20 protein-coding genes, 2 tRNA genes, 1 rRNA gene, 1 pseudogene and 1 other annotated feature are annotated in these 25970 nt (G+C 68.7%); of the genes and pseudogenes, 17 read left to right on the top strand and 7 right to left on the bottom strand.

The window, feature by feature from the left end; translation table 11 throughout:
- Positions 1-84 precede the first annotated feature (84 nt).
- The 3 genes from KS03_RS01600 to KS03_RS01595 all read left to right on the top strand — a co-directional run bounded on the left by KS03_RS01600 (position 85) and on the right by KS03_RS01595 (position 3831).
- Positions 85-1029: a dTDP-4-dehydrorhamnose reductase family protein gene (locus KS03_RS01600; RefSeq protein WP_012733160.1), complete on the top strand. Its 945-nt coding sequence runs from the start codon at positions 85-87 to the stop codon at positions 1027-1029.
- Positions 1030-1312: 283 nt separating this feature from the next.
- Positions 1313-1444 (top strand): hypothetical protein, encoded by a 132-nt coding sequence (locus KS03_RS33035; protein ID WP_254985917.1) that lies wholly within the window; start codon positions 1313-1315, stop codon positions 1442-1444.
- Positions 1445-2064: 620 nt separating this feature from the next.
- A complete protein-coding gene (locus KS03_RS01595; protein WP_012733161.1) occupies positions 2065-3831 on the top strand; it encodes an SWIM zinc finger family protein in 1767 nt (588 codons plus the stop codon).
- A gap of 202 nt (positions 3832-4033) precedes the next feature.
- Here the strand turns inward: KS03_RS01595 and KS03_RS31945 are convergent, their stop codons facing one another.
- Positions 4034-4201, bottom strand: a complete 168-nt coding sequence (locus KS03_RS31945) for a hypothetical protein (RefSeq protein WP_153478498.1) — start codon at positions 4199-4201, stop codon at positions 4034-4036.
- A gap of 54 nt (positions 4202-4255) precedes the next feature.
- On the opposite strand from KS03_RS31945, the gene KS03_RS01590 reads away from it, so the two are divergent.
- From KS03_RS01590 to KS03_RS01575, 4 genes are all read left to right on the top strand, one after another.
- A complete protein-coding gene (locus KS03_RS01590) occupies positions 4256-5542 on the top strand; it encodes a dicarboxylate/amino acid:cation symporter (protein WP_012733162.1) in 1287 nt (428 codons plus the stop codon).
- A complete protein-coding gene (cuyB, locus tag KS03_RS01585; protein ID WP_035980479.1) occupies positions 5539-7071 on the top strand; it encodes a cysteate racemase in 1533 nt (510 codons plus the stop codon). The genes KS03_RS01590 and cuyB overlap by 4 nt, the downstream gene beginning before the upstream one ends.
- A gap of 135 nt (positions 7072-7206) precedes the next feature.
- Entirely contained in the window at positions 7207-7641 is a 435-nt protein-coding gene (locus KS03_RS01580) for a VOC family protein (RefSeq protein WP_012733164.1), read from the top strand.
- Positions 7638-8702 carry a homoserine dehydrogenase gene (locus tag KS03_RS01575; RefSeq protein ID WP_230674419.1) on the top strand — a complete coding sequence of 355 codons (1065 nt, stop codon included), beginning with the start codon at positions 7638-7640 and terminating at the stop codon, positions 8700-8702. The genes KS03_RS01580 and KS03_RS01575 overlap by 4 nt, the downstream gene beginning before the upstream one ends.
- Before the next feature lie 87 nt (positions 8703-8789).
- Here the strand turns inward: KS03_RS01575 and KS03_RS01570 are convergent, their stop codons facing one another.
- On the bottom strand, positions 8790-9914 hold the full coding sequence (locus tag KS03_RS01570) for an aromatic ring-hydroxylating oxygenase subunit alpha (RefSeq protein ID WP_012733166.1): 1125 nt from the start codon (positions 9912-9914) through the stop codon (positions 8790-8792).
- A 398-nt stretch (positions 9915-10312) separates the two neighbouring features.
- Here KS03_RS01570 and KS03_RS01565 point away from each other — a divergent pair, with 398 nt between their 5' ends.
- Complete coding sequence (locus KS03_RS01565; RefSeq protein WP_012733167.1) at positions 10313-10876, top strand: hypothetical protein; 564 nt, start codon at positions 10313-10315, stop codon at positions 10874-10876.
- A 199-nt stretch (positions 10877-11075) separates the two neighbouring features.
- Here KS03_RS01565 and KS03_RS32405 read toward each other — a convergent pair whose 3' ends face one another.
- A complete protein-coding gene (locus tag KS03_RS32405) occupies positions 11076-11225 on the bottom strand; it encodes a hypothetical protein (protein WP_017433172.1) in 150 nt (49 codons plus the stop codon).
- A gap of 84 nt (positions 11226-11309) precedes the next feature.
- Here KS03_RS32405 and KS03_RS32400 point away from each other — a divergent pair, with 84 nt between their 5' ends.
- The 3 genes and pseudogenes from KS03_RS32400 (at position 11310) to KS03_RS01560 (ending at position 13290) form a co-directional block, all read left to right on the top strand.
- A complete protein-coding gene (locus KS03_RS32400; RefSeq protein WP_173941266.1) occupies positions 11310-11450 on the top strand; it encodes a hypothetical protein in 141 nt (46 codons plus the stop codon).
- A 14-nt stretch (positions 11451-11464) separates the two neighbouring features.
- A pseudogene (locus KS03_RS29330) lies at positions 11465-11919 on the top strand (cbb3-type cytochrome c oxidase subunit I); the annotation flags it as partial.
- A 501-nt stretch (positions 11920-12420) separates the two neighbouring features.
- Positions 12421-13290 carry an alpha/beta fold hydrolase gene (locus tag KS03_RS01560; RefSeq protein ID WP_012733168.1) on the top strand — a complete coding sequence of 290 codons (870 nt, stop codon included), beginning with the start codon at positions 12421-12423 and terminating at the stop codon, positions 13288-13290.
- Between the two features lie 133 nt (positions 13291-13423).
- On the opposite strand, the gene KS03_RS01555 is transcribed toward KS03_RS01560, so the two are convergent.
- From KS03_RS01555 to KS03_RS01545, 3 genes are all read right to left on the bottom strand, one after another.
- Positions 13424-13747 carry a hypothetical protein gene (locus tag KS03_RS01555; protein ID WP_012733169.1) on the bottom strand — a complete coding sequence of 108 codons (324 nt, stop codon included), beginning with the start codon at positions 13745-13747 and terminating at the stop codon, positions 13424-13426.
- A gap of 267 nt (positions 13748-14014) precedes the next feature.
- Positions 14015-15871 carry a cobaltochelatase CobT-related protein gene (locus KS03_RS01550; RefSeq protein WP_230674420.1) on the bottom strand — a complete coding sequence of 619 codons (1857 nt, stop codon included), beginning with the start codon at positions 15869-15871 and terminating at the stop codon, positions 14015-14017.
- The gene (locus KS03_RS01545; RefSeq protein WP_012733171.1) at positions 15868-17037 is read right to left on the bottom strand and encodes an AAA family ATPase; all 1170 of its coding nucleotides are present in this window, start codon (positions 17035-17037) and stop codon (positions 15868-15870) included. The genes KS03_RS01550 and KS03_RS01545 overlap by 4 nt, the downstream gene beginning before the upstream one ends.
- Before the next feature lie 227 nt (positions 17038-17264).
- Here KS03_RS01545 and KS03_RS01540 point away from each other — a divergent pair, with 227 nt between their 5' ends.
- Positions 17265-17939 carry an alpha/beta hydrolase gene (locus KS03_RS01540; protein WP_035978144.1) on the top strand — a complete coding sequence of 225 codons (675 nt, stop codon included), beginning with the start codon at positions 17265-17267 and terminating at the stop codon, positions 17937-17939.
- A 121-nt stretch (positions 17940-18060) separates the two neighbouring features.
- Here the strand turns inward: KS03_RS01540 and KS03_RS01535 are convergent, their stop codons facing one another.
- The gene (locus tag KS03_RS01535; protein ID WP_012733173.1) at positions 18061-19053 is read right to left on the bottom strand and encodes a LysR family transcriptional regulator; all 993 of its coding nucleotides are present in this window, start codon (positions 19051-19053) and stop codon (positions 18061-18063) included.
- Between the two features lie 102 nt (positions 19054-19155).
- Between KS03_RS01535 and KS03_RS01530 the strand changes: the two genes are divergently transcribed.
- The 5 genes from KS03_RS01530 to KS03_RS01510 all read left to right on the top strand — a co-directional run bounded on the left by KS03_RS01530 (position 19156) and on the right by KS03_RS01510 (position 24862).
- Complete coding sequence (locus tag KS03_RS01530) at positions 19156-20442, top strand: MFS transporter (RefSeq protein WP_012733174.1); 1287 nt, start codon at positions 19156-19158, stop codon at positions 20440-20442.
- Positions 20443-20677: 235 nt separating this feature from the next.
- Positions 20678-22396 carry a S10 family peptidase gene (locus KS03_RS01525; protein ID WP_012733175.1) on the top strand — a complete coding sequence of 573 codons (1719 nt, stop codon included), beginning with the start codon at positions 20678-20680 and terminating at the stop codon, positions 22394-22396.
- 676 nt (positions 22397-23072) lie between these two features.
- A 16S ribosomal RNA gene (locus KS03_RS01520) occupies positions 23073-24605 on the top strand.
- A gap of 64 nt (positions 24606-24669) precedes the next feature.
- Positions 24670-24746 (top strand) — tRNA-Ile (locus tag KS03_RS01515).
- A gap of 40 nt (positions 24747-24786) precedes the next feature.
- A tRNA-Ala gene (locus KS03_RS01510) sits at positions 24787-24862 on the top strand.
- A gap of 304 nt (positions 24863-25166) precedes the next feature.
- Positions 25167-25970 (top strand) — a sequence feature (23S ribosomal RNA rRNA prediction is too short).

Raw genomic sequence — 25970 nt, 5'->3', positions numbered from 1 at the left:
CACCGCAGGCCAGCGTCGCGGCGCCGCGAACGCGGCACAATGGCGGCCTGCCCGCTTGCCGGGCGTATCTGGAGACCCCTCGGCATGAATCTCGCCCTGATCGGCGCCTCGGGCCTGCTCGGCCGCGCCGTGGCCGCCGCGCTCGCGCCGCGTCGCGAATGGCGGCTGGTCGCGACGGTGCGCGATCCGCACGGCGCGCCGGCCCGCGCGGCCGCGCGCCTCGCGGGCCTTGGCCCGGACGCGCTGACGCCGCTCGACGTGCTCGATGCGCGCGCGCTCGACCGCTTCTTCGCCGAACATCGCCCCGACGCCGTGATCGTCTGCGCGGCCGAGCGCCGGCCCGACGTCTGCGAGCACGAGCCGGCCGCCGCGCGCGCCATCAACGTCGAGGCGCTGGCCGCGCTGGCCGCACGCGCCGATGCGCTCGGCGCCTGGACGCTCGCGATGTCCACCGACTACGTGTTCGACGGCCGCGCGGCGCCCTACCGCGAAACCGATCCGCCCGCACCGCTGAACGCTTACGGCCGCAGCAAGGCCGACGGCGAGGCGGCGCTGCTGGACGCCTCCGCGCGCGCCTGCGTGCTGCGCCTGCCGCTGCTGTACGGGCCGGTGTTCGGCTGGGGCGACTCGGCCGTCACGAGCCTGGTGCCGCCCGTCGTCGCGTCGGCGCAGCCCGGTGCCGCGGCCGCCGACATGGACGCCTGGGCGATCCGCTATCCGACCTGGACGCCCGACGTCGCATACGTGATCACGCAACTGGTCGCGCGCCATGCGGCCGGCGAGGCCGTGACGGGCCGCTGCCATTGGTCCGGCGACGAGCCCATGACCAAGCACGAAATCGCCACGCGGATCGGCCGCGCGCTCGGCCTGAGGCCGCGGCTGAACGCGATTGCCGAGCCGCGCGATGCGACGCCGCGGCCCTACGACTGCCACCTCGATTCGACGCGGTTGGAAGCGCTCGGCATCGGCCGCCGCACACGCTTCGACGCGGCGATTCGCGAAGTATTGCGCGACGGCCCTGCGATCTGACGGCCGGCTGCGTGCGCGGCGGATCCCGGGCAACCATACGGCGCGATGCGCGCCGTATGGGAGTGTCCGCTCGCCGTTTGGGCGCGTCGCACGCCCCCTTGTTAAGCGGCCGGCGCCTGCGGGTGCCGTCGGGTAAAAATGGGGAGAACAACGGGGCGCGGGGCCGACCACGGATGTCGCCCGTCGCCACCGCTTCTGTTGCGAAAACCCCAATCCCTGTTGCACCGCAGCGATGGATCCGTATAATACGGGTTTTCCCCTAGGCACTAACCCTGAGGTCATCATGAAAGCTGCGACTGCATCGACTCCGGTTGTGATTCAATGGTTTGCCCAACTGCGTAGCGGCCTGGCACGTGCGTGGGAAATCCACGTCCGCACCTGCGAACTGATCGCCGAAGCGCACCGCCGCATGTAATGGCGGGCGGCCCGGCCGCCAGTGCCGCGATGCGGAGCGGCGCAGCTTGATGCTGCGACGGCGCATCCGGCTCCCCACGGCCGATGCCGCGTAGGGAACCCGGCAGCAGTTGCCGAGCTGGGTTCCGGCGCGCCTGGAACAGGCGTGCACTTGCCGGTGGCGCGAGCGCGTTGGCGCCGCCGACCGTCCCGCCGGGGGCGAGTCCCGAACCCGGATTCGCCGCGATCCGGCTACCGCTCGACGGTCGGCCGCGACGGCAGCGACAGGCGGATGAATGCCTGATTCGCGGCTCACGCCTGCCGGTCTTTCCTTTCGTACCGCCGCATCGAACGCGGCGGTATTGTCTTTGATGGTTTTTGATGGCGCCCGTCTCGTGCTTGCCCGGATGGCACGGCGCCGGGGCCATCCGGCGCGCGCCGCCCGGCGCCGCTCATTGCCTTCCCCTTGTCGTCCAGCGGTCGTCCAACGCGGCTCGCAGCCAGCCCCGGCGCCGCGCGAAGGAGCGGGCCGGTGCGAGGCTGCGCACGGCACTTCCAGCGCGCGTGTAGCGCGATCGCACCGCCGGCCGAAAGGATTCGTTACGATATCGGGCATCCTCCTCTCTTGCTCCATCCGCGGTGATGACCCAGACACTCGCCGATACCCTGACGCTTGCCGCCGTGCTTGCGCTCGCCGACGAAAAGACCGTCGCGCGCGGCCTGGCCTGCTTCCATGACGGCGCCGTGTCCCGCCTCCAGGTCGACGGTGCCAGCCTGCATGCCACGGTGCGCGGCGGCTCGCTCTATTCGGTCCAGCTGGGAGCGGGCCCCGGCAAGCGGCTGACCCATGCCTGCGATTGCCCGGTCGGCGCGCGCTCGCAGTTTTGCAAGCATGCGGTGGCCGTCGCGTTCTCATGGCTCGAGAATTCCGGGACCGAGGTATTTGCGCCCCCGGATACGCCCGCGAAAGCCCGCACCGCGCGCAAGCCGCGCCGGACCCAGGCGGATCTGATCGACGATTTTCTCGCCACGCTCGACCTCGACGCGCTGCGCGGCTGGCTGCGCGAGGCGGCGCAGCAGGATCGCGGGTTGCGCGACAAACTGCTGCTTGCCGCGCGTGCCAGCAGCGGCGACAAGGCCGGCCTGAAGGCAGCGGTGCGCCGCATCGCCCGCGCAAGCCGGCATCTGGACTGGCGCGAGGCCGGCGCCTACGCGGCTGGCCTCGCGGCGCTGGCGGACAGCCTGCGCGAACGGCTCGATGGCACGCTGGCCGGCCAGGTGGCCGAGCTGGCCGAACTGGCGATCGAGCTTGCGGTTGAGAGCTTCGAACGCATCGACGATTCCGGCGGCGCGGTGCTGCCCGCGGTCCGCGAGCTCGCGGCCGTGCATCTCGACGCCTGCATGCGCACGCGGCCCGAGCCCGTCGCGCTCGCGCAGCGGCTGCACCGTCTTCAGTTGATCGACGACTGGCGCATCTTCGACGACGTGCTGCCCAATTATGCGCAGGCGCTCGGCGTCGACGGCCTGAGCCGCTATCGCGAACTGGTCGACACCGCGTGGGACGCGCTGCCGGCGCTGGGTCCGGGCCGTCGCGCCTCGTATGACGGCACGCGGCTGCGGCTCGAAGCCGCCAAGCTGGCGCTGGCCCGCTTCGATGCCGACGTCGATGCACTGGTGGCGGTCCTCGCGAAGGATCTGTCCAGCGGCTACCGGTTCCTGCTGATCGCCGAGGCGTGCGCGCAATACGGACGCGACGACGAGGCGATCGCCTGGGCGCTGCGCGGGATGGCTGAAGCCGGGGCGCACCCGGACACGCGGCTGCACGCCTTCTGCATCGACGCCTACTTGCGCCGCGGCGATGCCGCCAACGCCGATGCGGTGGCGTGGCGACGCTTCCTCAGCCTGCCCACCGGCGAAGCGTTCGAGGCGCTGATGTGCGTCGCGGCCCAGACCGGCAGCGTCGACGCGACGCGCACGCGCGCGCTGGCCCATCTGCGCGATTGCCTCGTCCGCGCCGCATCGGCGACCGGGACGGCCGGGCAGGTTCAGCAACAGGCGCGCCGTACCGAACTCGTCAAGGCATTGCTGAGCGCCGGCGATGCCGACGCAGCCTGGCAGGTGTTCAACGAAGGCGCGGTGAGCGCCGGGATCTGGGCCGCGGTGGCGGCGGCGCGCGCGCGATCGCATCCGCACGACGCGATCGCGCTCTACCACCGTCTGCTGCCGTCGGCGATCGAGCGCGGGACCTATGGCGCGCGTTACGAGCATGCCTTCGAGCTGGTGCAGGCGATCGCCGAACTACGGTCCCGGCATGACGAGCAGGCCGAATTCGCGGCCGAACTCGATGCGATACGCACGACTCACCGCGCCAAGCGTAATTTCATCAAGCTGCTCGACTCTCTGGCTTGACGCGCCCGCTCCAGGCCGCCGGCGCGCGCCTCGGCCTCGACCATGCCGGGATCGACTTCTCGCTGCTGCCGGACAGGGGCGCGTGCCCCCGTTCGAGGCGAGCGCGACGATGGGCCGGCCCATCGCGAGGCGCCGGCCGGGCCGCCGGCGTTCGGCAATCCCGGCGCGGAGCCGACGCGCAGGCGGCGTGCCGGCTGCGTCATCAGGTCCGGTTCCCTTCACGGCGTTTTCCTGCACTATGCGGATTCCGCACACCTGCATGCCACACTCGCATCACCGTCTTGTTGGTCATTCCTATCATCCGTGCTGACGGTTTGGCGGTGCCGATGCCGATCTGGCATCCGTCGCCGTCCTGCTTTTCCTTTTCCATCACAACGCGCTGCGCGGCGCCTCGCGCCCGCCCGGCACCCTACCGGGGACGGACATGAAATCACGCCTCACCTTCTGGATCGCCGCGGGCATCGTGCTCGGCGGCGTCGCCGGCTACCTGTGCCATGCGAACGCGGCCGACGCCGCGCAGGCCAAATCGATCGCGGGCTATTTCGGCATCCTGACCGACATCTTCCTGCGTCTGATCAAGATGATCATCGCACCGCTGGTGTTCGCCACGCTGGTCTCGGGTCTCGCCGGCATGGAGGGCGGCCGCGACGTCGGGCGCATCGGCGCGCGCACGGTGGCATGGTTCTTCTGCGCGTCGTTCGTCTCGCTGCTGATCGGGCTGGTGTTCGCGAACCTGCTGCAGCCCGGCGCCGGCCTGCATCTGACGGCCGGTCCCGACGACATCGTGGCCGGCCTCGACACGGCCGCGCTGAACGTGCGGGACGTGCTCACCCATGCGTTCCCGACCAGCCTGCTCGACGCGATGGCGCGCAACGACATCCTGCAGATCCTGGTGTTCTCGGTGTTCTTCGGGCTGGGGCTCGGCGCGCTGAAACGCGATCCGCGCGTCGCGCTGCTGGTCACGGCGGTCGACGGCCTGGTGCCGGTGATGCTGCGCCTGACGGGCTATGTGATGCTGGCCGCGCCGATCGGCGTGTTCGGCGCGGTGGCCTCGGCCGTCACGCTGCGCGGGCTCGACGTGATCCTGACCTACGGCAAGCTGATCGGCGCGTTCTATGCCGCGCTGCTGCTGCTGTGGGTGCTGCTGGCGGGCGTCGGCTACCTGTTCCTCGGCCGCGGCGTGCTCGGCCTGCTGAAGGCGGTGCGCGAGCCGGCGCTGCTGGCGTTCTCGACGGCCAGCAGCGAGGCCGCCTATCCGCGCCTGATCGAGCAGCTGGAGCGCTTCGGCATCCCGCAGAAGGTGGTGGGCTTCACGCTGCCGCTCGGCTATGCGTTCAACCTCGACGGCTCGATGATGTACCAGTCGTTCGCGGCGATCTTCATCGCCCAGGCGTTCGGCATCGACATGCCGCTTACGCAGCAGTTCGCGATGCTGCTGGTGCTGATGCTCAGCAGCAAGGGCATGGCGGGCGTGCCGCGCGGCTCGGTGGTGGTGGTCGCGGCGGTCGCGCCGATGTTCCATCTGCCGGCGGCCGGCGTCGCGCTGGTGCTCGCGATCGACCAGATCCTCGACATGGGCCGCACCATGACGAACGTGATCGGCAACAGCGTGGCGACGGCCGTGATCGCGAAATGGGAGGGGCGGCGCGAGGCGGGGGCCGCCGATGCGGCGCATTTCGAACGCGAGCGGCTGCCGGGCGAGTCGCAATGATGGCCGCGCCGACACCCGCGGCCGGCGCGCGGCGGCGCTACGGCATCGTCGGCGGCCTTGGGCCGCTGGCGGGCGCCGACGTGTTCGGCAAGCTGATGCGCGCCGCGCTCGCGCAGTCCGGCGCCGAGCCGCTCGACGCGATCCTGGAGCAGCGGCCGTGGCGCGGCGCCGGCTCGGATCGCGTGGCCACCAGCGAACGCAAGCTCTACGTGTTCGACCGGATTCGCGAGTTCGAGCGGCGCGGCGTGACCATCGTCGTGCTGCCGTGCTTCCTGAGCCATACGTTCCTCGACGAACTGCGCGCGAACACGCCGCTCGCGATCGTCGACATCGTCGAGGCGGTGCGCGAGCACGTGCGTCGCGCCTATCCGGCGGCACGGCGTATCGGCGTGCTGGCCTCGGCGGCGACGCGCGAGGCCCGGCTGTTCGAGCGGTATTTCACGGCGCCCGACTTCGTGCTCGTCCATCCGGCCAGGGACGCGGCCGAGCACGTGACGGGCGGTGACGCGGTGACCGAGGCCGTCTACGGAGCCGACGGGATTCGCGACGGCTACACGGCCGGCCGCCCGGCCGAACTGCTGCGGCGCGCCTGCGAGTCGCTCGTCGCGCAGGGCGCCGACCTGATCGTGCCGGGCTTGACCGAGATCGCGCTCGCGGCCGACGCGATCGGTCCGCTGCCGGTGCCGTTGATCGATTCGAACGCGGTCTACGCGCACTACGTGCTGGCCGCCGGCACGGGCGAGCCGGGCGGCGGCCCCGCCGCGGAACCGGGGCCGCTGCGGATCGGCGTGGTGGGCGGCGTGGGGCCGGCCGCGACCGTCGATTTCCTGCGCAAACTGGTGGACCACACGCCGGCCGCGCGCGATCAGGACCATTTGAAGGTGCTGGTCGAGCAGAACCCCCAGATCCCCGATCGCACCGCTCACCTGATCGGCGACGGCCCCGATCCCACCGTCTCGCTCTATGCCGCCTGCAAGCGCCTGGAGCAGGGCGGCGCGGACCTGGTGGCGATTCCGTGCAACACCGCGCACGCGTTCGTCGAGCGCATCCAGCCGCATCTGGGCATTCCGATCATCAACATGCTGACGGTGACGGCGCGCCGCCTGCGCGAGCGCTTCCCGGCGCTGCGCGAGGTCGGCGTGCTGGCCACGTCGGGCACGCTCGCGAGCGGCGTCTACCGCGACGCCTTGGCCGCCGAGGGCTTCGCGCAGCAGGTGCCGCCGCCGGCGCTGCAGGCGCGGGTGATGGCGGCGATCTACGGCAAGTTCGGCGTGAAGGCCGGCTTTACCGAAGGCCGTTGCCGCGAGGACATCGGCGCGGCGCTCGACGCGCTGATCGCAGCCGGCGCCGCCGTGGTGCTGCTCGGCTGCACGGAGCTGCCGCTGCTGCTGCCGATGGCCGACTACGTCGCGCCGGATGGCGCGCACGCGGTGCTGGTCGATCCGACCGAGGTGCTCGCGAAGGCCTGCATCGCGCTTGCCAGGGGCGGCGGGGGGCCGGCGGCGGGCCTCGCCGGAGTGCGGGTTTGATCAAAAAAATCGATCGTCAGATCGGAAAAATATCGTTTTTAATCAATAAAACGCATCGGTAAGATGAAGCTCGTCGCCCTGCCGTGCGAGCGCCGCGCGGCGGGGCATCGGTCCCTAACTCGAGAGTGTCGACCCATGAGCGCATCCGCTGCCCCGCTGCTTCCGTTCCACATCGCGTTTCCCGTGCACAGCCTCGAGGCGGCGCGGGCTTTCTATGGCGGCCTGCTCGGCTGTCCCGAGGGGCGCAGTTCGGCCGAGTGGGTCGATTTCAATCTGTACGGCCATCAGATCGTCGCGCATCTCGCGCCCGACGAGACGGGCACCGCGCGCACCAACGCCGTGGACGGCCATGGCGTGCCGGTCCGCCATTTCGGCGCGCTGCTGACGCTCGAGCAGTGGCACGCGCTGGCCGACAGGCTGCGCGCGGCCGGCACGCAGTTCGTGATCGAGCCGTACATCCGCTTCAAGGGCGAGCCCGGCGAGCAGGCCACGATGTTCCTGCTCGATCCGTCCGGCAACGCGCTGGAATTCAAGGCGTTCGCCGATCTCGGCAAGCTGTTCGCGAAGTGAGCGAGCCGCCCGCCTCGCGCCGCAGCGTGCCGTCGCAAGCCGTCATGAGCCGCTGCGACGTGGTCATCTCGGGGTTCGGCGCGATCGGCCGCCGCGTCGCGCAAGCGCTCGAGGCGCGCCGGCCGCGCTACCGCGAGCGCTACGGCGTGGACGTGCGCTTGACCGGCATCAGCCGTTCGCGCGGCGGCCTCGTCGCGCCGGACGGGCTGCCGGCCGGCGCCGATGCGCTCGCGGCCGACGCGCTGCTCGATCCGGCGCTGAGCGGCGCCGCGTTGGTGGCCGCCGCGCGCCCTCACGTGCTGATCGAGGCGGGGCCGACCGACTACCGCACGGGCGGTGCGGGCCTGGGCTACCTGCGCGCCGCGCTCGGCGCCGGCGCGCACGGCATCGCGATCTCCAAGGGCGCGCTGCTGGTCGATTATCCGGGGCTGCGCGCGCTGGCCGACGCGAACGGCGTGATGCTGAAGATCAGCGGCGCGACCGCTGCCGCGCTGCCCACCATCGACCTGCTCGAATACAACGCTGCCGGCTGCGAGGTGCGCGTGATGGAGGGCATTTTCACGGCCACCAGCAACTACGTGCTCGATCGGATGATGGGCGGCGCCGCGTTCGACGCCGCGCTCGCCGATGCGCAGCGCCTCGGCATGGCCGAGCCCGACCCGCGCTGCGACGTGGACGGTTCCGACACCGCCTGCAAGGTCTGCATTCTCGCGAATGCCGGTTTCGGCGCGCGGCTCGCGCTCGACGCGGTCGCGCGCGAGGGAATCGCGCGCGTGAGCCGCGAGGATCTGGCGCGCTGGCGCGCGGCCGGCCGGGTGCCGAAGCTGGTCGGCCGCATCGAGCGGCAGGCCGACGGCGGCGTCGGCGCGGCGGTGCGGCTGCGTACCTATGCGGCCGATCATCCGTTCGCGCGGGTGGGGGCCGGCATGAAGGCGGTGCGGATCGAGACCGATGCGATGGGCGAACTGATCGCGTTGGGCCGCACCAGCCCGCAGGCGACGGCGGCCGCCGCGCTCAAGGACTTCGAGCATCTGCTGATGCGCGGCGCGTTCGCCGCCTGACGGCGCGGTGCGTGGTGCGCGGACACGGCGCGGGCGCGGGCCAAGTCGCGCCCGCCGATCAGCGCAGGAGAGGGCAGGGGGCCTGCTTCAGGCGGCGGGCCGCGGTTCGGCGCCCAGGTTGAGGATCGGGATCACGGTGCGCGCGCCGTTGTTGCGCAGCACGTCGCGCAGGTCGTTGATGACGGGGAACACCTCGTGGTTCCAGTCCTCGCCTTGCATGTCGTGCGCTTCCTGCTCGCGCTCGACGATCCAGCGATCCTCCTTGAAGATCCGCTCGGTAAACCACACCAGCAGCGGCCAGGCCAGGTCCAGCGCGAACGGAAACGAGGGCTTGCGGATCGACAGCATGCCGAACGTGCGGTTGGTGCGCTGCTGCCTGTCGAGCGGCACGTAGACGATCCACAGGTCCATCACCAGCGTGCCTTCGCTGGAGAGGATCTTCAGCGTCTGGTACGGGTATTCGGTGCGGATCGTCATCACGCTCTTGTCGCTCTGATCCTGCGGCTTCTTGCTGGCGCCGAACACCAGCGCCTCGCCGATCGGCTGCTTGCCCTCGGCGCGCGAGAAGGTGTAGTCCACTTCCACCCAGCCCTCGCCGCGCCGGCGGCCCAGCGAGCGCGCCTTCATCTGGCCCATCTCGCGGCGATGCAGGAACTGGTGGTTCATGTCCATCAGGTTCTCGTGCATGAACGAGTAATGACACTTCACCTCGCGGCCGAAACGGCGCGTCTTGTATTTCGGGTCCGACACGGTGGGAAGCGCCGGCACCGGCTTCTCGTCGGCCAGCGCCAAATCGCCGGTGAACACGAAGATCAGGCCCTGCACCTCGCGGCACGGATACGAGCGCACGCCGTTGGGCAGCCGCTCCTTGCCGAGGTAGGGCACGTCCACGCACTTGCCGCTGCAGTCGTAGGTCCAGCCGTGGTAGCCGCAGCGCAGCGCGTCGCCGTCCACCACGCCCGCATGCAGCGGCACCTGGCGGTGCGCGCAGCGGTCCTCGAGCGCAAATACCGTGCCCGAGTCGCCACGAAACAGCACGATCGGATCGCCGGCGAAATGCACGCCGAGCGTCTTGCCGCGCTTCAGTTCGCGCGACCAGGCGAGCGGATACCAGAAGTCGGGGTGGATGGGCACGCGGCGCAGATCACGCACGGGCGCGGTGGCGGTCGGTTCGATCACATCGTCGGGCTGCGACAAGGGCACTGCATGCATGCGGGGCATCTCCTGGCAATACGGTGCTTCGACCTACGCGGCCTAGCGCGAAGGGAGGATCTGGCGCAGTTTACGCGAAACTCGCCTTCGTGCGGCGAGCCTTGTGAAACGCTGATGACAAACCGCGAGACGACAACGGACGATCACAGGTATGAGGGTCGCGATCGAAAGAACCACGCGCGGGTGACGCGGCCGCTCGAGGTGTGCAGGCCGGCAGGCGCGGCCGTGCCCGCTCCAGGCGTTTGTCGGCCTGCTCTCAAAATGCCGCCGCTGGCGTATCCGATGCGGCCTGCTGCCTGCCCCGTTTTTAAGCTTCGTTTAAGCCTCGTCGCCGAATATTTGCGCGCGATATTCTCGCCGCCCGTGTCAACGAGCGATAACGACAGGAGAAACAACCGATGCGACTTCATGCAGCGATCCTCGCCGGCGCGTTCGCGCTGGCGCCGGCCCTCGCGATGGCGTCCGATCCGGTATTCGTGCAGATCGACGGCAAGCCCGTCGCCGCGCGCGAGACGTCCCGGATCGTGCAGACCGCCGCCGGTCCGGCCCATGTGAAGACCTGGAGCTGGCAAAGCCCCGACGGCGGCGCCAGCTTCGTGATGCAGACCAGCACCAGCGAAGGCGTCGGGCCCTCGGCGTCGTCGATGTCCCCCGCCATGATGCGGCAGGTGCAGGCCCGCATGCAGTCCCAGATGCGCGCCCAGATGGCCGAGATGGCCACGCTGCAGGCGCGCATGCAAATGCAGATGCAGGCGCTCCAGCAGGCCGCGTTCGGCGGTATGCCCGGCTTCGCCGGCGGCCCGTTCGACGCGATGTTCGTCGGCCCGCCGGTGGTGGTGATGCAGGCGCCGCGCCCGGTGCTGTACCTCGTGCCGGTCGCGCCGCCTGTCGGCACGGTGGCGCCGGCCCGCCCGCCGGCGCCGGCCATGCCGGCCCCGCGCAAGCCCGGCTTGGAAGTCTGAGCGAACGCCGGCCTGGCGTCTCGCCGGTCGCGCCGGGCCTCGCAGTGGCGGGCGCGGCCGGCGGGACCCGAAGCCGGGCCGTCGCATCGCATGCCGAATTCCGGCCGCCCCGGCCGCATCCTCCGTGTTTGATCGCCGCGTCACCGTCCTGCGCTCCCGCCTTTTCTTTTCCTTCGGTTGCTTTTCCTTCGCATCTCCCTCAGGCGATCATCCCGCGCCCGCTCGACACGTCGCTCGCGAGCAGCACCGACAGTCGCTTGAGCGCCGCGTGCAACTGCGTAAGATCAGGCGTCGCGCCTAGCGAGATGCGGATCGCGCCCGGGGCCCGCCCGCCGAGATGGAACGCCATGGACGGCGCCACCGCCGGCCTCTCGCCGCCGGCTGCAGCCGCCAGTTCGCCGGGTGCCCGGTAGCTCGGCAGCGGACACCAGAGATGAATGCCCTCGCCGGCGACCGCGCCGAGCGGCGGCGCATCGGGCGCGAACAGCCAGTACGGGTCGTCCTCGACGATGCACAGGCGATGCCGCAGCGCGCCCTTCGGCAGATCCTGCCGGCGGCGGGATGTTCATGCTGAGGCCGACGCGCTGCGCGAGTTCGTCGATCGGCATCCAGTCGTTCTGCGTCCGGCTGCACCACTTCTGCACGATGGGCTCGAGTGCGAACCTCGACGCGTTCTCCGAGATGATGACCACCATCATCTCGATTCCCACCGGCGTGAAACTGTTCAACTGGCTGTTCACGATTTACCGCGGGCAAGGTCTCGTTCTGGTGCTGGCTGGTGGGCTAGTGGCTCGCGTTCACGCCGCTCTACATCCTCGGCTTCGAGGGCATGACGCGCCGCATGAACCACTACTCGGTGCCGTCGTCCATGGCTGGTGGTGGCGCTGGTGGGCGCGGTGTTCGTCGGCCTCGGGATTCTCGCCATGCCGGTGCAGATCTACGTGAGCGTGCGCCGCCGCGACGCGCTGCGCGACGCCAGCGGCGATCCGTGGAACGGCCGCAGCCTCGAATGGTCCACCCCGTCGCCAGCGCCGCTCTACAACTCGCGGGCCGGCGCCGCCTCCGCGCGCCTAGGGTTTGCGCGGCGCCATCTGCGGTGCACGTTTTCCTTGCGGCGGCTGTTGTACGGGCGCGGCGGGACACGCGATGATGGAGGCCAGTGCGAGACACCGTGGCGCCCCTTCGTCCGGTGTCGAGCCGGGATTACTGCGCGAGTGCCCGGATCATCACACCTAAACCCGCAGAGCCTGCGGCCGCCTGCCTGCGGCGCGGCAGGCAACGGCTCCGGCACTCGCGTGCCGGAGCCCCCATGCGCGCCAACCACGCGGCGCGGCAGCGAGCCGGGCCGCGTTCCGGCCGCCGCGCTGCCGAAGTCCGCGGCACGCCTCGCACCTCTGGCGATAAACGCGCCATTGTCCGGCCGCCGCGCGCGAGACGTGGCGCGGCGCCGAGCCGATGGCCGGCCCGCCGAAACGGCGTGACAAAGGCGCGCGCCGCGCTCCTATAATGGCCGCATCCCGATGCGAACGCCCACGGTCCTTCCCATGCCCATCCATCCGAACCCAAACCGGCCGCGGCTGCGGCGCCTGTTGCTCTGCGCCTGCGCCGCGTTCGCGCTGCACGCGCAGGCCGAACCGCGCTGGCGGACGCTGCCGCCCACGCCCGCACCGGTGGCGGGCGAGCAGCACGGCATCGCCGAGGTGAACGGCATCCATCTCTACTACGCCACCATCGGCCATGGCCGGCCGGTGATCCTGCTGCATGGCGGCCTCTCGAATTCCGACTACTTCGGCCATCAGGTCAAGGCGCTGATGAAGCACCATCAGGTGATCGTGGTGGACAGCCGCGGGCACGGCCGCAGCTCGCGCGATGCGCAGCCGTTCGGCTATGACCTGATGACCGACGACGTGGTCGCGCTGATGGACGTGCTGAAGCTGCGCCGGGCCGACATCGTCGGCTGGAGCGACGGCGCGATCATCGGCATCGACATGGCGATCCGTCATCCGGACCGCGTCGGCAAGGTGGTGGCGTTCGCCGCGAATACGAAGACCGACGGCGTGATACCCGAGGTCGAGAAGAACCCGACCTTCGCGGCCTTCATCCGGCGCGGCGGCGACGAGTATCGCCGCCTGTCGCCGACGCCGCAGCAGTACGACGCGTTCGTCGGCCAGATCAGCCATATGTGGGCCTCGCAGCCGAACTGGAGCGACGCGCAGCTGAAGGCGATCACCACGCCGGTGCTCGTGATGGACGGCGATCACGACGAGGCGATCCGGCGCGAGCACACCGAATACATCGCCGCGACGATTCCCGGCGCCGGCTTGCAGATCCTGCCCGACACGAGCCATTTCGCGATGCTGCAGGATCCGGAGGCGTTCAACTTCGCGGTCGAGCATTTTCTCGGCGATCGCTAGGCGGGCGGGGCGGCGGCTCGAAGCCGGCCGCGCTCGCGCGTGACGGGCCGCACGACCGCATATGCAGCCCGGCTCTGCCTCGGCTGCCGGTGCGAGGCCGGCGCGGCGGATATCACGGCTGGCCGCGCGACCCTCAGTGCGCCATCACCAGTGTCGGATGGCACTCGAACGTCAGCGTGGCCTCGCTGTCGGAGACGTGCTCGGCGGCCGGGCTGGCACGCATGCCCTGTTGCGCGCAGTAGGCGTCGGCGGTGCCGATCGCCTTGCGGTGGGCCGCGCCCCACGACAGCACGGCGCTGCGGGCCGTGGTGTTGACGGTATAGACGTGCGGCTTGTCGGTCGCGCTGACGTCGGATGCGCTCGAACAGGCGCCGAGCCAGAGCGTCAGGGCCGCCGCGATCAAGCCGATGAGCGGTGTTCTGGAAGACATGGGAAATTTTTTCTGCAGTGAAATCATGGCGACACAAAATGTCGCACTGGAATAGGCGGAAGTATCGGCGATTTCTTTGCGCCGATCATCGTCGCTGGATTGAACAGTACGTTGCCGTCGTGTGAACAATGGCCGGGCGGCGAGGCAATGCGCCCGCAGCGGTGCGCGTCGCCTTGGATACGCTTCCGACACCACTTTGGGCGGTCTGCGATGCGCCGGCGCTAAGCCGTGCGACTGCCGCGATTCCGCTGGGTTCCTGCACTTCGGCATCGCGAGCCGTGCCGTCCAATCGCCCTACGCGCAGCCCTGCCCTGATTCCCTGCCAGGCGGGCCGCCCGCGCGAGCGCGCTGGCGAAGCAGCGCGCGCGCGAGCGTGTCGAAGGCGGCGGCCGGCAGGTCGCCCAGCCGTTCGACCACGGTGCGGGTCGGATAGAACGCCTCGACGGCGTCGTCGAGGATGCCCACGCCGATCAGTTCGACGCCGCGCGCGCCGATGTCGGCGATGCGCGCGCGCAGGTCGGCGCGCAGCCGGGCGGGATCGCCGTCGCCGGTGGCTGGATAGCCGTCCGACAGCACCATCAGGATGCGCCGCCGCGCGCGGTGCGCGAGCAGCCGCCCGGCGGCCCAGGCGAGCGCTTCGCCGTCGGGGTTCTCGTGGCCGGATTCGATGCGCGCGAGTCCGCTCGGATTGTCCGAATCGAAGCGCTTGTAGATCTCCAGGTCGAGCCGCTCCACGAACCGGTTGTAGCCGCGCGGCGAGTGGCCGGCGGCGAGCCAGGCCCGGTGCCAGGCGCGCATCGCCGGCACCTCGCTCGAACTGTAGCCGAGCGCCTCGCAGGCGAAACCGAGCTGGGTGAGCGCGTCGCAGAGCGCGGCGGCGCACAGGCGCGCGAGTTCGATCTTGCGGCCCGCCATCGAGCCGCTGCGATCGATCAGCAGTGTGACGGCCGTGTCGCGCCCGGCCCGCGCGCGCCGGACGCGGAACGGCGTGCGGTAGCCGGGCGAGGTCGCCAGGCGCGCGAGCGCGCGGCGATCGAGTTCGCCGCGCTCCTGCTCGCCACGCCAGTGCAGCTGTTCGTCGGCTTCCAGCGCGCGCTCGAGCTGGTCCTTCAGGCGCGCGGTCTGCGCGCGTGCCGCCGCGCGCAGCCTGCGCCATGCGGTGGCGTCGCCGCTGCCCGTCAGGTCGGTGACGGTATCGAACGCGGTGGTGATCGGGACCGACAGCGCCGATGCGGTGGCGTTGCCGGCCGGGCGCGGCGCGGGCGCACTGTCGCCGGCGGCACTGGGATCAGTGTCGGGGGCGGCCGCAGCGGCATCGGCGAGCATCGCGGTGCCGGGCCGCGCCGGATTGGTTGCGCGCGCATCGAGTGGGTCGAGCGCGCCGTGTGCGCCGTCTGGCATGGGCTCGTCCACGTGCTCGGCCGCGACCTCGGCGGGGCTGGCGGGGGAGTCGAGCGTCGTCTCGTGGTCGAGGCCGATCATCATGTTGTTCGCGTCGCCGCGCGCGAGTGCCTGGACCCGCTCGACGATGGCCGCCGCCGCGTCGATGCTGGCGGCCGTGGAAGTGGCGGCGCGCGCCGCGTCGATCAGCGCCGAGGCGGCGGCGAGCGTGGCGTCGAGCGAGTCGCTGCGTTCGGTCTGCGGCGGCGGTTCGCCGCGAAGCGCGCGCGAGACGCGCCAGACGAAGCGCTCGCGCCAGGCCAGCTTCGGCCAGCGCAGCGCCATCTCGCGCGTGGCCGCCTCGCGCTGGCACGCCAGCAGCGCCGCCGCGCCGGGGAAGCGGGCCAGCAGCGCGAGGCTCGCGCGCTGGTCGTCGATCGTCTGCGCGAGCGCGCGCGTCACGTTCGAGGCGACGCGCGCGAGCCGTGCCGGCTCGCCGAAGCGCAGCCGCGCGGCGAGCAGATCGACCCAGCCCGCGAGTTCGTCGGCGGTGAGCGGCGTGTCGCCGGCGCGGGCCGGCACCAGCAGCAACGTGGATGCCGAGGGTTCGCTGCCGGCCACGAGCGCCGGGCCGTCGCGCGAGATCCGCACCTGCACGGCGGCGTCGCCCGTCAGCACGCGCGCGAGCCTGCCGAGCCGTTCGCCCGGATCGTGGCGGGCGCCGGCCGGCGCGCGCGGGTTCGGGCCGGCGGGATCGCGCATGGCCGTCATACCGCGTCGAGGTCGATGTGGTGACGGATGATGTCGCGGATCAGCGCGGCGTCCTCGGCGCTCACCTTCGCGTAGATCGTCGGGCCGGCCGCTTCTTCCGGGTCCCCGGTGCGCAGCATCAGGTCGGTCCAGTCGATCAGGCGCCGCGTCGAGAACGCGCTCGCCAGGTCGTCGCGCTCGAACGCGCGCCGGCAGGCGGCCGCGATCGCGGCGAGCGTGTCGGCCATCGCCGGGCTGACGCGCTCGCCGAAGGTCCGGCGCAGCACGGCGGCCTCGTCGGCCGGTGCCAGATAGTCGATCTGATAGACGCGCCAGCGATCGAGGAACGCGTCGTTCATCACGTTGGCACCCTGGTAGAGATGGCGGAAGCGGCTCATCGCGCCGGCCGCGTTGGCGGTGGCGAACAGGCGGAACGACGGATGCGGCGCGACGATCTCGCCGCCCTTCTCCTTCAGCAGCAGCCGCCCGCCCGGTTCGAGCACGGCGGTCAGCACGGCCAGGATCGCCGGCTCGGCGAAATCGACCTCGTCGACGATCAGCCAAAGCCCCTGGCGCATTGCGCTCGGCAGCACGCCGTCGACCCAGATCGTCGCGCCGCCCTTGACGGTCCAGAAGCCGACGAAATCGCCCACGCTGGTCTGGCCGTTCATGTTCGCGCGCAGCACGCCGTGGCCGGTGTGCGCGGCGGTCTGCTCGATCAGGCTGGTCTTGCCGCTGCCCGTGTGGCCGATCAGCAGCAGGCGGCGGTTCTCGACGATGTCGCGCAGCACGTTCGCGGCGCGCGCGTCGAACCGGTAGGCGGGGTCGCGCGCGGGCACCAGCGGGCCGCCGGCACCGGCCGGCAGCGCAACGCCGGCGAGCGTCGCGCCCGGCTGCGCGCCGGCCGCCGCGCGCAGTTCGCGCAGGAAGCCGGCCCGCTGCGGCGGCGAGCCCGCGGCAGGCCCGTCGCTGCGCGTATAGCCTTCGCGCCGCCACTTGCGCAGTTTCGCGTCGAGGTTGTCGAGATCGACCACGGTATCGATGTCGGTCGCGCCGTCCGCGCGGCGATGCTGGATGCGGAACAGGTGCGGGCGTTCCGAGTGGCTGACGAGCCAGGCGTCGTCGGCGCGCGTATATACCCCGACGGGCGACGCGTCGGCGGGGATCGGGGCGGGCTGGATGGTCATCGGCGATTCGGGCGGCGGCTTGGCACCGGTCGGCAAGGGAAGCCGCCATTGTGCTATCTGGCCGGCCGGCACGGCAAAATCGGGGCCGCGTAATTCATTCTCAATGAGAATTAATTCATTTCTTCGCGTCGGTTTATTGCGTGAAGGGATTGTTTCAAACTGGCGAGCTGGTGCCGGGCGGCCTTGCCGCGTCGGCGTTCACCGATTTTCGTGCGGAGCGATACGCGATGACCCCTGACCTGATCCAGGAACCGAGCTCGATGCTCGCCTACCGGCTGCGCCCGGCACACGGCACGCCGCGCTCGCGCCTGCTGCTGCTGCACGGCGTGGGCGGCAACGAGACCCAGCTGCTGAAGGCCGCCGCGGCGCTCGACCCGCGTATCGAGCTGGTCTTCGTGCGCGGCCCGCTCGCGCTCGGCCCCGGGCAACACGCATGGTTTCCGGTGCAGTTCGGGCCGAACGGCCCGTCGATCGACGCCGCGCGCGCCGATGCGAGCCGGCTCGCGCTGATCGGGCTGATCCGCGCGCTGCACGCCGCCGACGGCGCCGCGCCGCTGCCGACGTGGATCGGCGGCTTCAGCCAGGGCGGCATCATGAGCGCGAGCGTGGGCCTGAGCTCGCCCGCCGACGTGCGGGGCTTCGCGATCCTGAGCGGCCGCATCCTGCCCGAGATCGAGGCGCATCTCGCGCCGCGCGAGGCGCTCGCGACGCTCGATGCCTTCATCGCGCATGGCGAATACGACGACAAGCTGCCGGTATCGTGGGCCGAGCGCGCCGACGCCTGGCTGACCCGGCTGGGCGTGCCGCACGACACGCGCCGCTACCCGGTCGGCCATCAGCTGAGCGAGGCGATCGTCGGCGATTTCGCCGCATGGGCGGCGCGCTGCGCCGGTCTCGACTGAGCCGCGCGGGCCGGCGGTGCGGCCGCCATGCGCAGGCTGCCGGCCATCCTCGGCGCCTTCGCCAGACATGGCGTCGACCGGAATCCCGGCTCGCCTGTTCCATGATGCTCCAGACGCTTGCTCAGCCGCGCGCCTGCGTGTCGTCGGCCACGAGCGCGGGCACCGCCTCGCGCATCGTCGCCACGAAGCGCAGCAGCCGCGACGGATAGAAGCGAGCGTGCGGGTAGGTCAGATAGGCCGGCAGCGGGGCGGCCTGCCATTCGGGCGCGAGGCGGACGAGGCGGCCCGCCGCGAGATCGTCGGCGAGCAGCCAGGCGGAGCTGATGCCGACGCCCATCCCGTGCAGCATCGCGCTGCGCATCGCGAACAGATTGTCGGTGCTCATACGCGGCTGGATCGTGAAGCGCCGCGTCTCGCCCGTGCCGCGATGCGTGAGCGCGACCTCGTTGCGGTAATAGGTGCGCAGCGAAAGCCAGGCGAGCGTGGCGAGTTCCTCGGGGCTGGCGGGCAGGGGGCCACCCCCGAGCAGCGATGGCGCGGCCACCACGATTCGCGAGACGCTGGCCAGCTTGATCGCGACCACCGCCGGATCGGTCGGCCGGCCGATCTGGATCGCGCAGTCGATGCCGTTGCCGATGAAGTCGTGCACCTCGTCTTGCAGCAGCCATTCGACGGTCACGCGCGGATGCTCGCGCAGGAAGCGCAGCAGCGGCTCGACGAAGATCTCCTGGCCGAACGCGTGAGGCACCGTTACCCGCAGCGGGCCTTCGGGCTCCTGCTGCGCGCCGCGCAGGTCGGCCTCGAACGAGGCCCAGCTCGCGAGCAGATCCTTTGCGCGCTTGAAGGCGCGCTCCCCGTCGACGGTCAGCCGCATCGTATGCGTCGAACGATGCAGCAGGCGCACGCCGAGCGAGCGCTCGAGCGCCTGCAGGCGCCGGCTGACGGTGGGCTGGGTGGTCCGCAGCAGTACCGCCGCCGCGGACAGGCTGCCCGATTCCACTATACGAACGAAGGTTTCCATCAGCTGGAAACGATAGCCGGCATCGCCGGGCGAGGCTTCCGGCGCCCGGCTGCGGCCGCTCGGGGCCGGCGTGACAGGGGTTTTGGCATTCATGCGCGGAGCGTATAACAAATGTGCGGGCGGTGCTACTACCGGGAGCGCGCCCTGCCAATCACACTCGCGTTCCATATTCAAGACGACCCGGAACCGCATCCCATGACCTCGACCCGTGACCTCGATTCCACCGGCTGCAACGGCTGCGAAGCCACCCTGCCGCCGGCCGCGGCGGCCTCTCGTGCGCCGCGCGCGGCCGAGCCCGCCGCGCACGGCCAGCCGTCCGTGCTGACGCCGCGCCTCGTGCTGCTGCTGGCCGCGGCCGCCGGGCTCGGCGTGGCGCCGCTCTACTACAGTCAGCCGATGCTCGGCGTGCTGGGGCCGGACATCGGCGCCTCCGCGCGCGCCGTCGGTTTCGTGCCGACCCTCACGCAGCTCGGCTACGCGCTCGGCATCCTGCTGCTGGCGCCGCTGGGCGACCGCTACGACCGGCGCCGCGTGATCCTGATCAAGGCCGCCGTGCTGGTCGGCGCGCTGCTGCTCGCCGCGCTCGCGCCGTCGATCGGCCTGCTGCTCGCTGCGAGCTTCGCGGTCGGACTCGCGGCGACGCTCGCGCAGGACGTGGTGCCGGCCGGCGCGGCGCTCGCGCCCGACGCGCACCGCGGCAGGGTGGTCGGCACCGTGATGACCGGCCTGCTGCTCGGCATCCTGCTGTCGCGCGTGGTGGCCGGCGTGGTGGCCGGCAGCCTCGGCTGGCGTGCGACCTTCGTGTTCGCGGCGCTCAGCGTGGCGGTGATCGGCGTGGCCGCGGCGCGCGGGCTGCCGAGCTTCCGGCCCACCACGCAGCTGCCGTATCGCGAGCTGATCGTCTCGCTCGGCCATCTGTGGCGCCGCCACCCGGCGCTGCGCCGCGCCGCGTTCGCGCAGGGGATTCTCGCGATCGGCTTCAGCGCGTTCTGGACCACGCTCGCCGTGATGCTGCATGGCGCGCCGTTCCATCTCGGCAGCGCGGCGGCCGGTGCGTTCGGTCTGGCCGGCGCGGCGGGCGCGCTGGCCGCGCCGCTTGCCGGCCGGCTGGCCGACCGGCGCGGCGCGGAGTCCGTGACACGGCTCGGCATTGGCGTGGCCACCGTGTCGTTCGCGGCGATGGGGCTTGCGCCGCTGATGCCGGTGCCGGCTCAGCTGGCACTGATCGCCTTGTGCACGGTCGGCTTTGATCTCGGCTTCCAGTCCACGCTGATCGCGCACCAGACGATCGTCTACGGCATCGATCCGGCTTCGCGCAGCCGGCTCAACGCCGTGCTGTTCGTCGGCATGTTCATCGGCATGTCGGGCGGCGCGGCGCTCGGCACGCTGCTGTTCGCGCAGTGGGGCTGGACGGCGGTGGTCGTGATGGCCGTGGCGACCTCGCTCGTGGCCCTGGCGGTGAGGTGGTGGCGGCGCGCGTGAGCGCCGCGGCGCCTGCACGACGCGGGCATGATGCGGGCATGATGCGGCCATGATGCGGGCGGGCCGGGAAGCTCCCCCGTTTGCGTCGGGCGAAGGCGCGGGCGCCGCCGCGCGTGCTGCGTTCGACGCCGCGGTTGCGCGAAATCGGCGAAGTGGGTCGGCCGCGTTGACGCCCATGCGCGATCTGCCGACAATTCGCAGACCTTCCGCCGGCCATCCGCCGATCGAGATCCTCATGCCGCTCCGTCTGAATGCCGTGTCTGTCGTCTCATGTGGTCTGGGCTGGCTGGTCGCGATCGTGGCGGCGACGGCGGGGCCAGGCTGCGCGTTCGCGGCGCAGCCGGCCGGGCCGGCCGTGGCAGCGCCGGCCGCCGCCTCGGCGGTCGAGCCCGGGCGGGCAGCCGGCACGGCGCCGCCCGCCCGCGCCGCCACCGCACCGGCTTCGCAGGCTCACGCCGTGCCTCGCGCCGCCGCGCCGGACGCGCAGCGGCCCGACGACGCGCATCCGGTGCGAAACGATGCCGCCTTCGTGCCGGTTCCGGCCGAGACCGCGTCGGTCACTCGCCATTCGATCCGCCTCGACGGCCGCACGCTCGACTACACCGCGACGGCCGGCAACCTGCTGCTGCGCGACGACGCCGGGCAGGCCACGGCCAGCGTGTTCTATGTCGCCTATACCGCCAACGGCCGGCGGCCCGGCGAGCGCCCCGTGACGTTCCTGTTCAACGGTGGACCGGGTGCGGGCAGCGTGTTCCTGATGATGGGCTCGTTCGGCCCGAAGCGGGCGCGCACGGCAAGCCCGGCCATCAGCGCGCCGGCGCCCTACACGCTCGCCGACAATCCCGACAGCCTGCTCGGGCAGACCGATCTGGTGTTCATCGATGCGGTCGGCGCCGGCTTCTCGCGCGTCGTCGGCCATGCGACGGGCAAGGCGTTCTGGGGCGTCGACGCTGATCTCGACGCGTTCGATCATTTCATCGAGCGCTATCTGACCGTCAATCAGCGCTGGAATTCGCCGAAGTATCTGCTCGGCGAGTCATATGGCACCGCGCGGGCCGCGATGCTCGCCTATCGCCTGAACCAGAGCGATATCGCGCTGAACGGTGTGATCCTGATGTCGTCCGTGCTCGATTCGGCGGCGTTCTCGCCCGGCTCCGATTTCGAGAGCGAGAGCTACCTGCCGACCTATGCGGCGATCGCCTGGTATCACGACCGGCTGCGGCCGAAGCCGCCGAGCCTGCCCGACTTTCTCGACGAGGTGCGGGCCTTCGCGCGCGGCCCGTATGAGCAGGCGCTCGCGCAGGGCGACGCATTGCCGGATGCCGAGCGCGACGCGATCGCCGCGCGGATCGCGCAATACACGGGCATCGATGCGCAATACGTCAAGGCGGCGAGATTGCGGGTCGGGCCGTCGCGCTTTCGCAAGCAGTTGCTGCGCGACGAGTCGCGCAGCCTCGGCCGCTACGATGCGCGCGTCGAGGGCATCGATTACGACGACGCCGGCGAGCATCCCGATTTCGATGCCTCGGCGGCGAGCATTTCGAGCGTGTTCGAGGCGGCGCTGCATGAGCATCTCGCGAACGATCTCGATTACCGGCCGGCCGACCGCTATCGCGTGTTCAACGACGCGGCGCTGATGCAGTGGGACTGGAAGCATCGCGAGTGGTGGGGCGAGCGGCTGGCCGTGCCCTATGCAGCCGGGGATCTGGCCGAGGCGATGCGGCAGAACCCGAGGCTGCGTGTGATGTCGCTGAACGGCTATTTCGATCTGGCGACGCCGTTCTACGCGACCGAATACGCGCTCGCGCATCTCGGCGTGGAGCGTGCGCTGCAGGCCAACGTCGAGATCCGCCACTATCCGGCCGGCCACATGATCTATCTGGACGACGCGGCGCTGCATGCGATGAAGGTCGATCTCGCGCGTTTCTATCAGGCAGCGCCGCGTGCCGACTGAATGTGCCGATGAGGGCGGCGGGCTCACGGTCTTGCATGAAGGTTGACGGCGAATTCGATCATTCAAGAAACGTAAGCAAGCCTCGCGTGGCTGCCATGGTGGTTGCGTCCGCAACCTGATTGCGCGCCTCCCCGTTTCCGATCAAGGGCTTACGACCAAGGGCGCCGCGCGAGCGGCGCCCTTGGTGCCGTTCTTTGGGGTTTTTCTTCACGAAAGCGCTTGCAGGAAGCGTGGGGCGTGCTTAGAATCACGCCTCTTTCGCGCTGCCGGAAACGCGGCGCGGAAAGGGAAGCAAGGTGGGAGAAGCAAGGCGCCGAGGTTGGGCAGCCAGTGGAACCGATCGGAGGGAAGTGATCAGCGAAGAAGTGGATCGCGGCGAGCAAAAAAGTAGTTGACGCGCTGCGAGATGTTGATCATAATCTCACTTCTCTGCTGCTGACAACGCAGCGCTGCCGGGAAGGCCGAACAGTTCGGTCGGATCGGTGGAAATGCTCTTTAAAAATTAACAGCCGATAAGTGTGGGCGCTTGATCGACGCGGACCTGATCTTCGGATCGGGAAGCAAAAGTATCAAGAGTCTCACACAAAAGTAAGTCAGGTTGATGAAGCAATTCATAACCTGTCAGCTTTGAGTGAGCGACCGGTTCTTAACGGAACCGAAAACAGTAACAGGTATTGAACTGAAGAGTTTGATCCTGGCTCAGATTGAACGCTGGCGGCATGCCTTACACATGCAAGTCGAACGGCAGCACGGGTGCTTGCACCTGGTGGCGAGTGGCGAACGGGTGAGTAATACATCGGAACATGTCCTGTAGTGGGGGATAGCCCGGCGAAAGCCGGATTAATACCGCATACGATCTACGGAAGAAAGCGGGGGACCTTCGGGCCTCGCGCTATAGGGTTGGCCGATGGCTGATTAGCTAGTTGGTGGGGTAAAGGCCTACCAAGGCGACGATCAGTAGCTGGTCTGAGAGGACGACCAGCCACACTGGGACTGAGACACGGCCCAGACTCCTACGGGAGGCAGCAGTGGGGAATTTTGGACAATGGGCGAAAGCCTGATCCAGCAATGCCGCGTGTGTGAAGAAGGCCTTCGGGTTGTAAAGCACTTTTGTCCGGAAAGAAATCCTGAGGGCTAATATCCTTCGGGGATGACGGTACCGGAAGAATAAGCACCGGCTAACTACGTGCCAGCAGCCGCGGTAATACGTAGGGTGCGAGCGTTAATCGGAATTACTGGGCGTAAAGCGTGCGCAGGCGGTTTGCTAAGACCGATGTGAAATCCCCGGGCTCAACCTGGGAACTGCATTGGTGACTGGCAGGCTAGAGTATGGCAGAGGGGGGTAGAATTCCACGTGTAGCAGTGAAATGCGTAGAGATGTGGAGGAATACCGATGGCGAAGGCAGCCCCCTGGGCCAATACTGACGCTCATGCACGAAAGCGTGGGGAGCAAACAGGATTAGATACCCTGGTAGTCCACGCCCTAAACGATGTCAACTAGTTGTTGGGGATTCATTTCCTTAGTAACGTAGCTAACGCGTGAAGTTGACCGCCTGGGGAGTACGGTCGCAAGATTAAAACTCAAAGGAATTGACGGGGACCCGCACAAGCGGTGGATGATGTGGATTAATTCGATGCAACGCGAAAAACCTTACCTACCCTTGACATGGTCGGAATCCTGAGGAGACTCGGGAGTGCTCGAAAGAGAACCGATACACAGGTGCTGCATGGCTGTCGTCAGCTCGTGTCGTGAGATGTTGGGTTAAGTCCCGCAACGAGCGCAACCCTTGTCCTTAGTTGCTACGCAAGAGCACTCTAAGGAGACTGCCGGTGACAAACCGGAGGAAGGTGGGGATGACGTCAAGTCCTCATGGCCCTTATGGGTAGGGCTTCACACGTCATACAATGGTCGGAACAGAGGGTTGCCAACCCGCGAGGGGGAGCTAATCCCAGAAAACCGATCGTAGTCCGGATTGCACTCTGCAACTCGAGTGCATGAAGCTGGAATCGCTAGTAATCGCGGATCAGCATGCCGCGGTGAATACGTTCCCGGGTCTTGTACACACCGCCCGTCACACCATGGGAGTGGGTTTTACCAGAAGTGGCTAGTCTAACCGCAAGGAGGACGGTCACCACGGTAGGATTCATGACTGGGGTGAAGTCGTAACAAGGTAGCCGTATCGGAAGGTGCGGCTGGATCACCTCCTTTCTCGAGCTTATTCCGCATACATTGAGCGTTCACGCTTATCGGCTGTTGATCAAGACAGACTCAGGGGTCTGTAGCTCAGTCGGTTAGAGCACCGTCTTGATAAGGCGGGGGTCGTTGGTTCGAATCCAACCAGACCCACCAATTGTCTGACACGGAACACCTGGGTAGTCTCTGTAGGGAAGGGGGCATAGCTCAGCTGGGAGAGCACCTGCTTTGCAAGCAGGGGGTCGTCGGTTCGATCCCGTCTGCCTCCACCAATCTTCAATGACAAACGTTCAGGGATGCTGAGCAGTTGTCATTGGCGATTGAGCCAGTCAGAGGATGAGCGAGAAGTAGCGCTTATCGGCTGTCGTTCTTTAACAATCTGGAAGAAGTAGTAAAGTGGATAGCGGAAGCGCTTATTTGAGATGGGCGTGGAAGTTATCCGGGTTGTGATTGTATCGATGTATCTCAAGATGATTCGAACGCAAGTTCGGCTCAATTGGAATACGGCACAAATGCGAGAACTCAACCTGTAGCGGCTGTCATCTCCTTCGGGAGAGCGAGACAGACTCGTTATAGGGTCAAGCGAACAAGTGCATGTGGTGGATGCCTTGGCGATCACAGGCGATGAAGGACGCGGTAGCCTGCGAAAAGCTACGGGGAGCTGGCAAACGAGCTTTGATCCGTAGATGTCCGAATGGGGAAACCCACTCCTTTTGGAGTATCCATGACTGAATACATAGGTCATGTGAAGCGAACGCGGTGAACTGAAACATCTAAGTAACCGCAGGAAAAGAAATCAACCGAGATTCCCAAAGTAGTGGCGAGCGAAATGGGAAGAGCCTGTACTCTTTATTTGTATTGTTAGCCGAACGCTCTGGAAAGTGCGGCCATAGCAGGTGATAGCCCTGTAGGCGAAAACAGTATGAAAGAACTAGGTGTACGACAAGTAGGGCGGGACACGTGAAATCCTGTCTGAAGATGGGGGGACCATCCTCCAAGGCTAAATACTCGTGATCGACCGATAGTGAACCAGTACCGTGAGGGAAAGGTGAAAAGAACCCCGGGAGGGGAGTGAAATAGATCCTGAAACCGCATGCATACAAACAGTCGGAGCCTCGTAAGGGGTGACGGCGTACCTTTTGTATAATGGGTCAGCGACTTACGTTCAGTAGCAAGCTTAACCGAATAGGGCAGGCGTAGCGAAAGCGAGTCCGAATAGGGCGTTCAGTTGCTGGGCGTAGACCCGAAACCAAGTGATCTATCCATGGCCAGGATGAAGGTGCGGTAACACGTACTGGAGGTCCGAACCCACTAACGTTGAAAAGTTAGGGGATGAGCTGTGGATAGGGGTGAAAGGCTAAACAAACTTGGAAATAGCTG

The organism is Burkholderia glumae LMG 2196 = ATCC 33617 (assembly GCF_000960995.1).
GTDB classification, from domain to species: Bacteria; Pseudomonadota; Gammaproteobacteria; order Burkholderiales; family Burkholderiaceae; genus Burkholderia; species Burkholderia glumae.
Note: the sequence above shows the minus strand (reverse complement) of the source record. Positions and strands in the feature narration are given on the sequence as shown.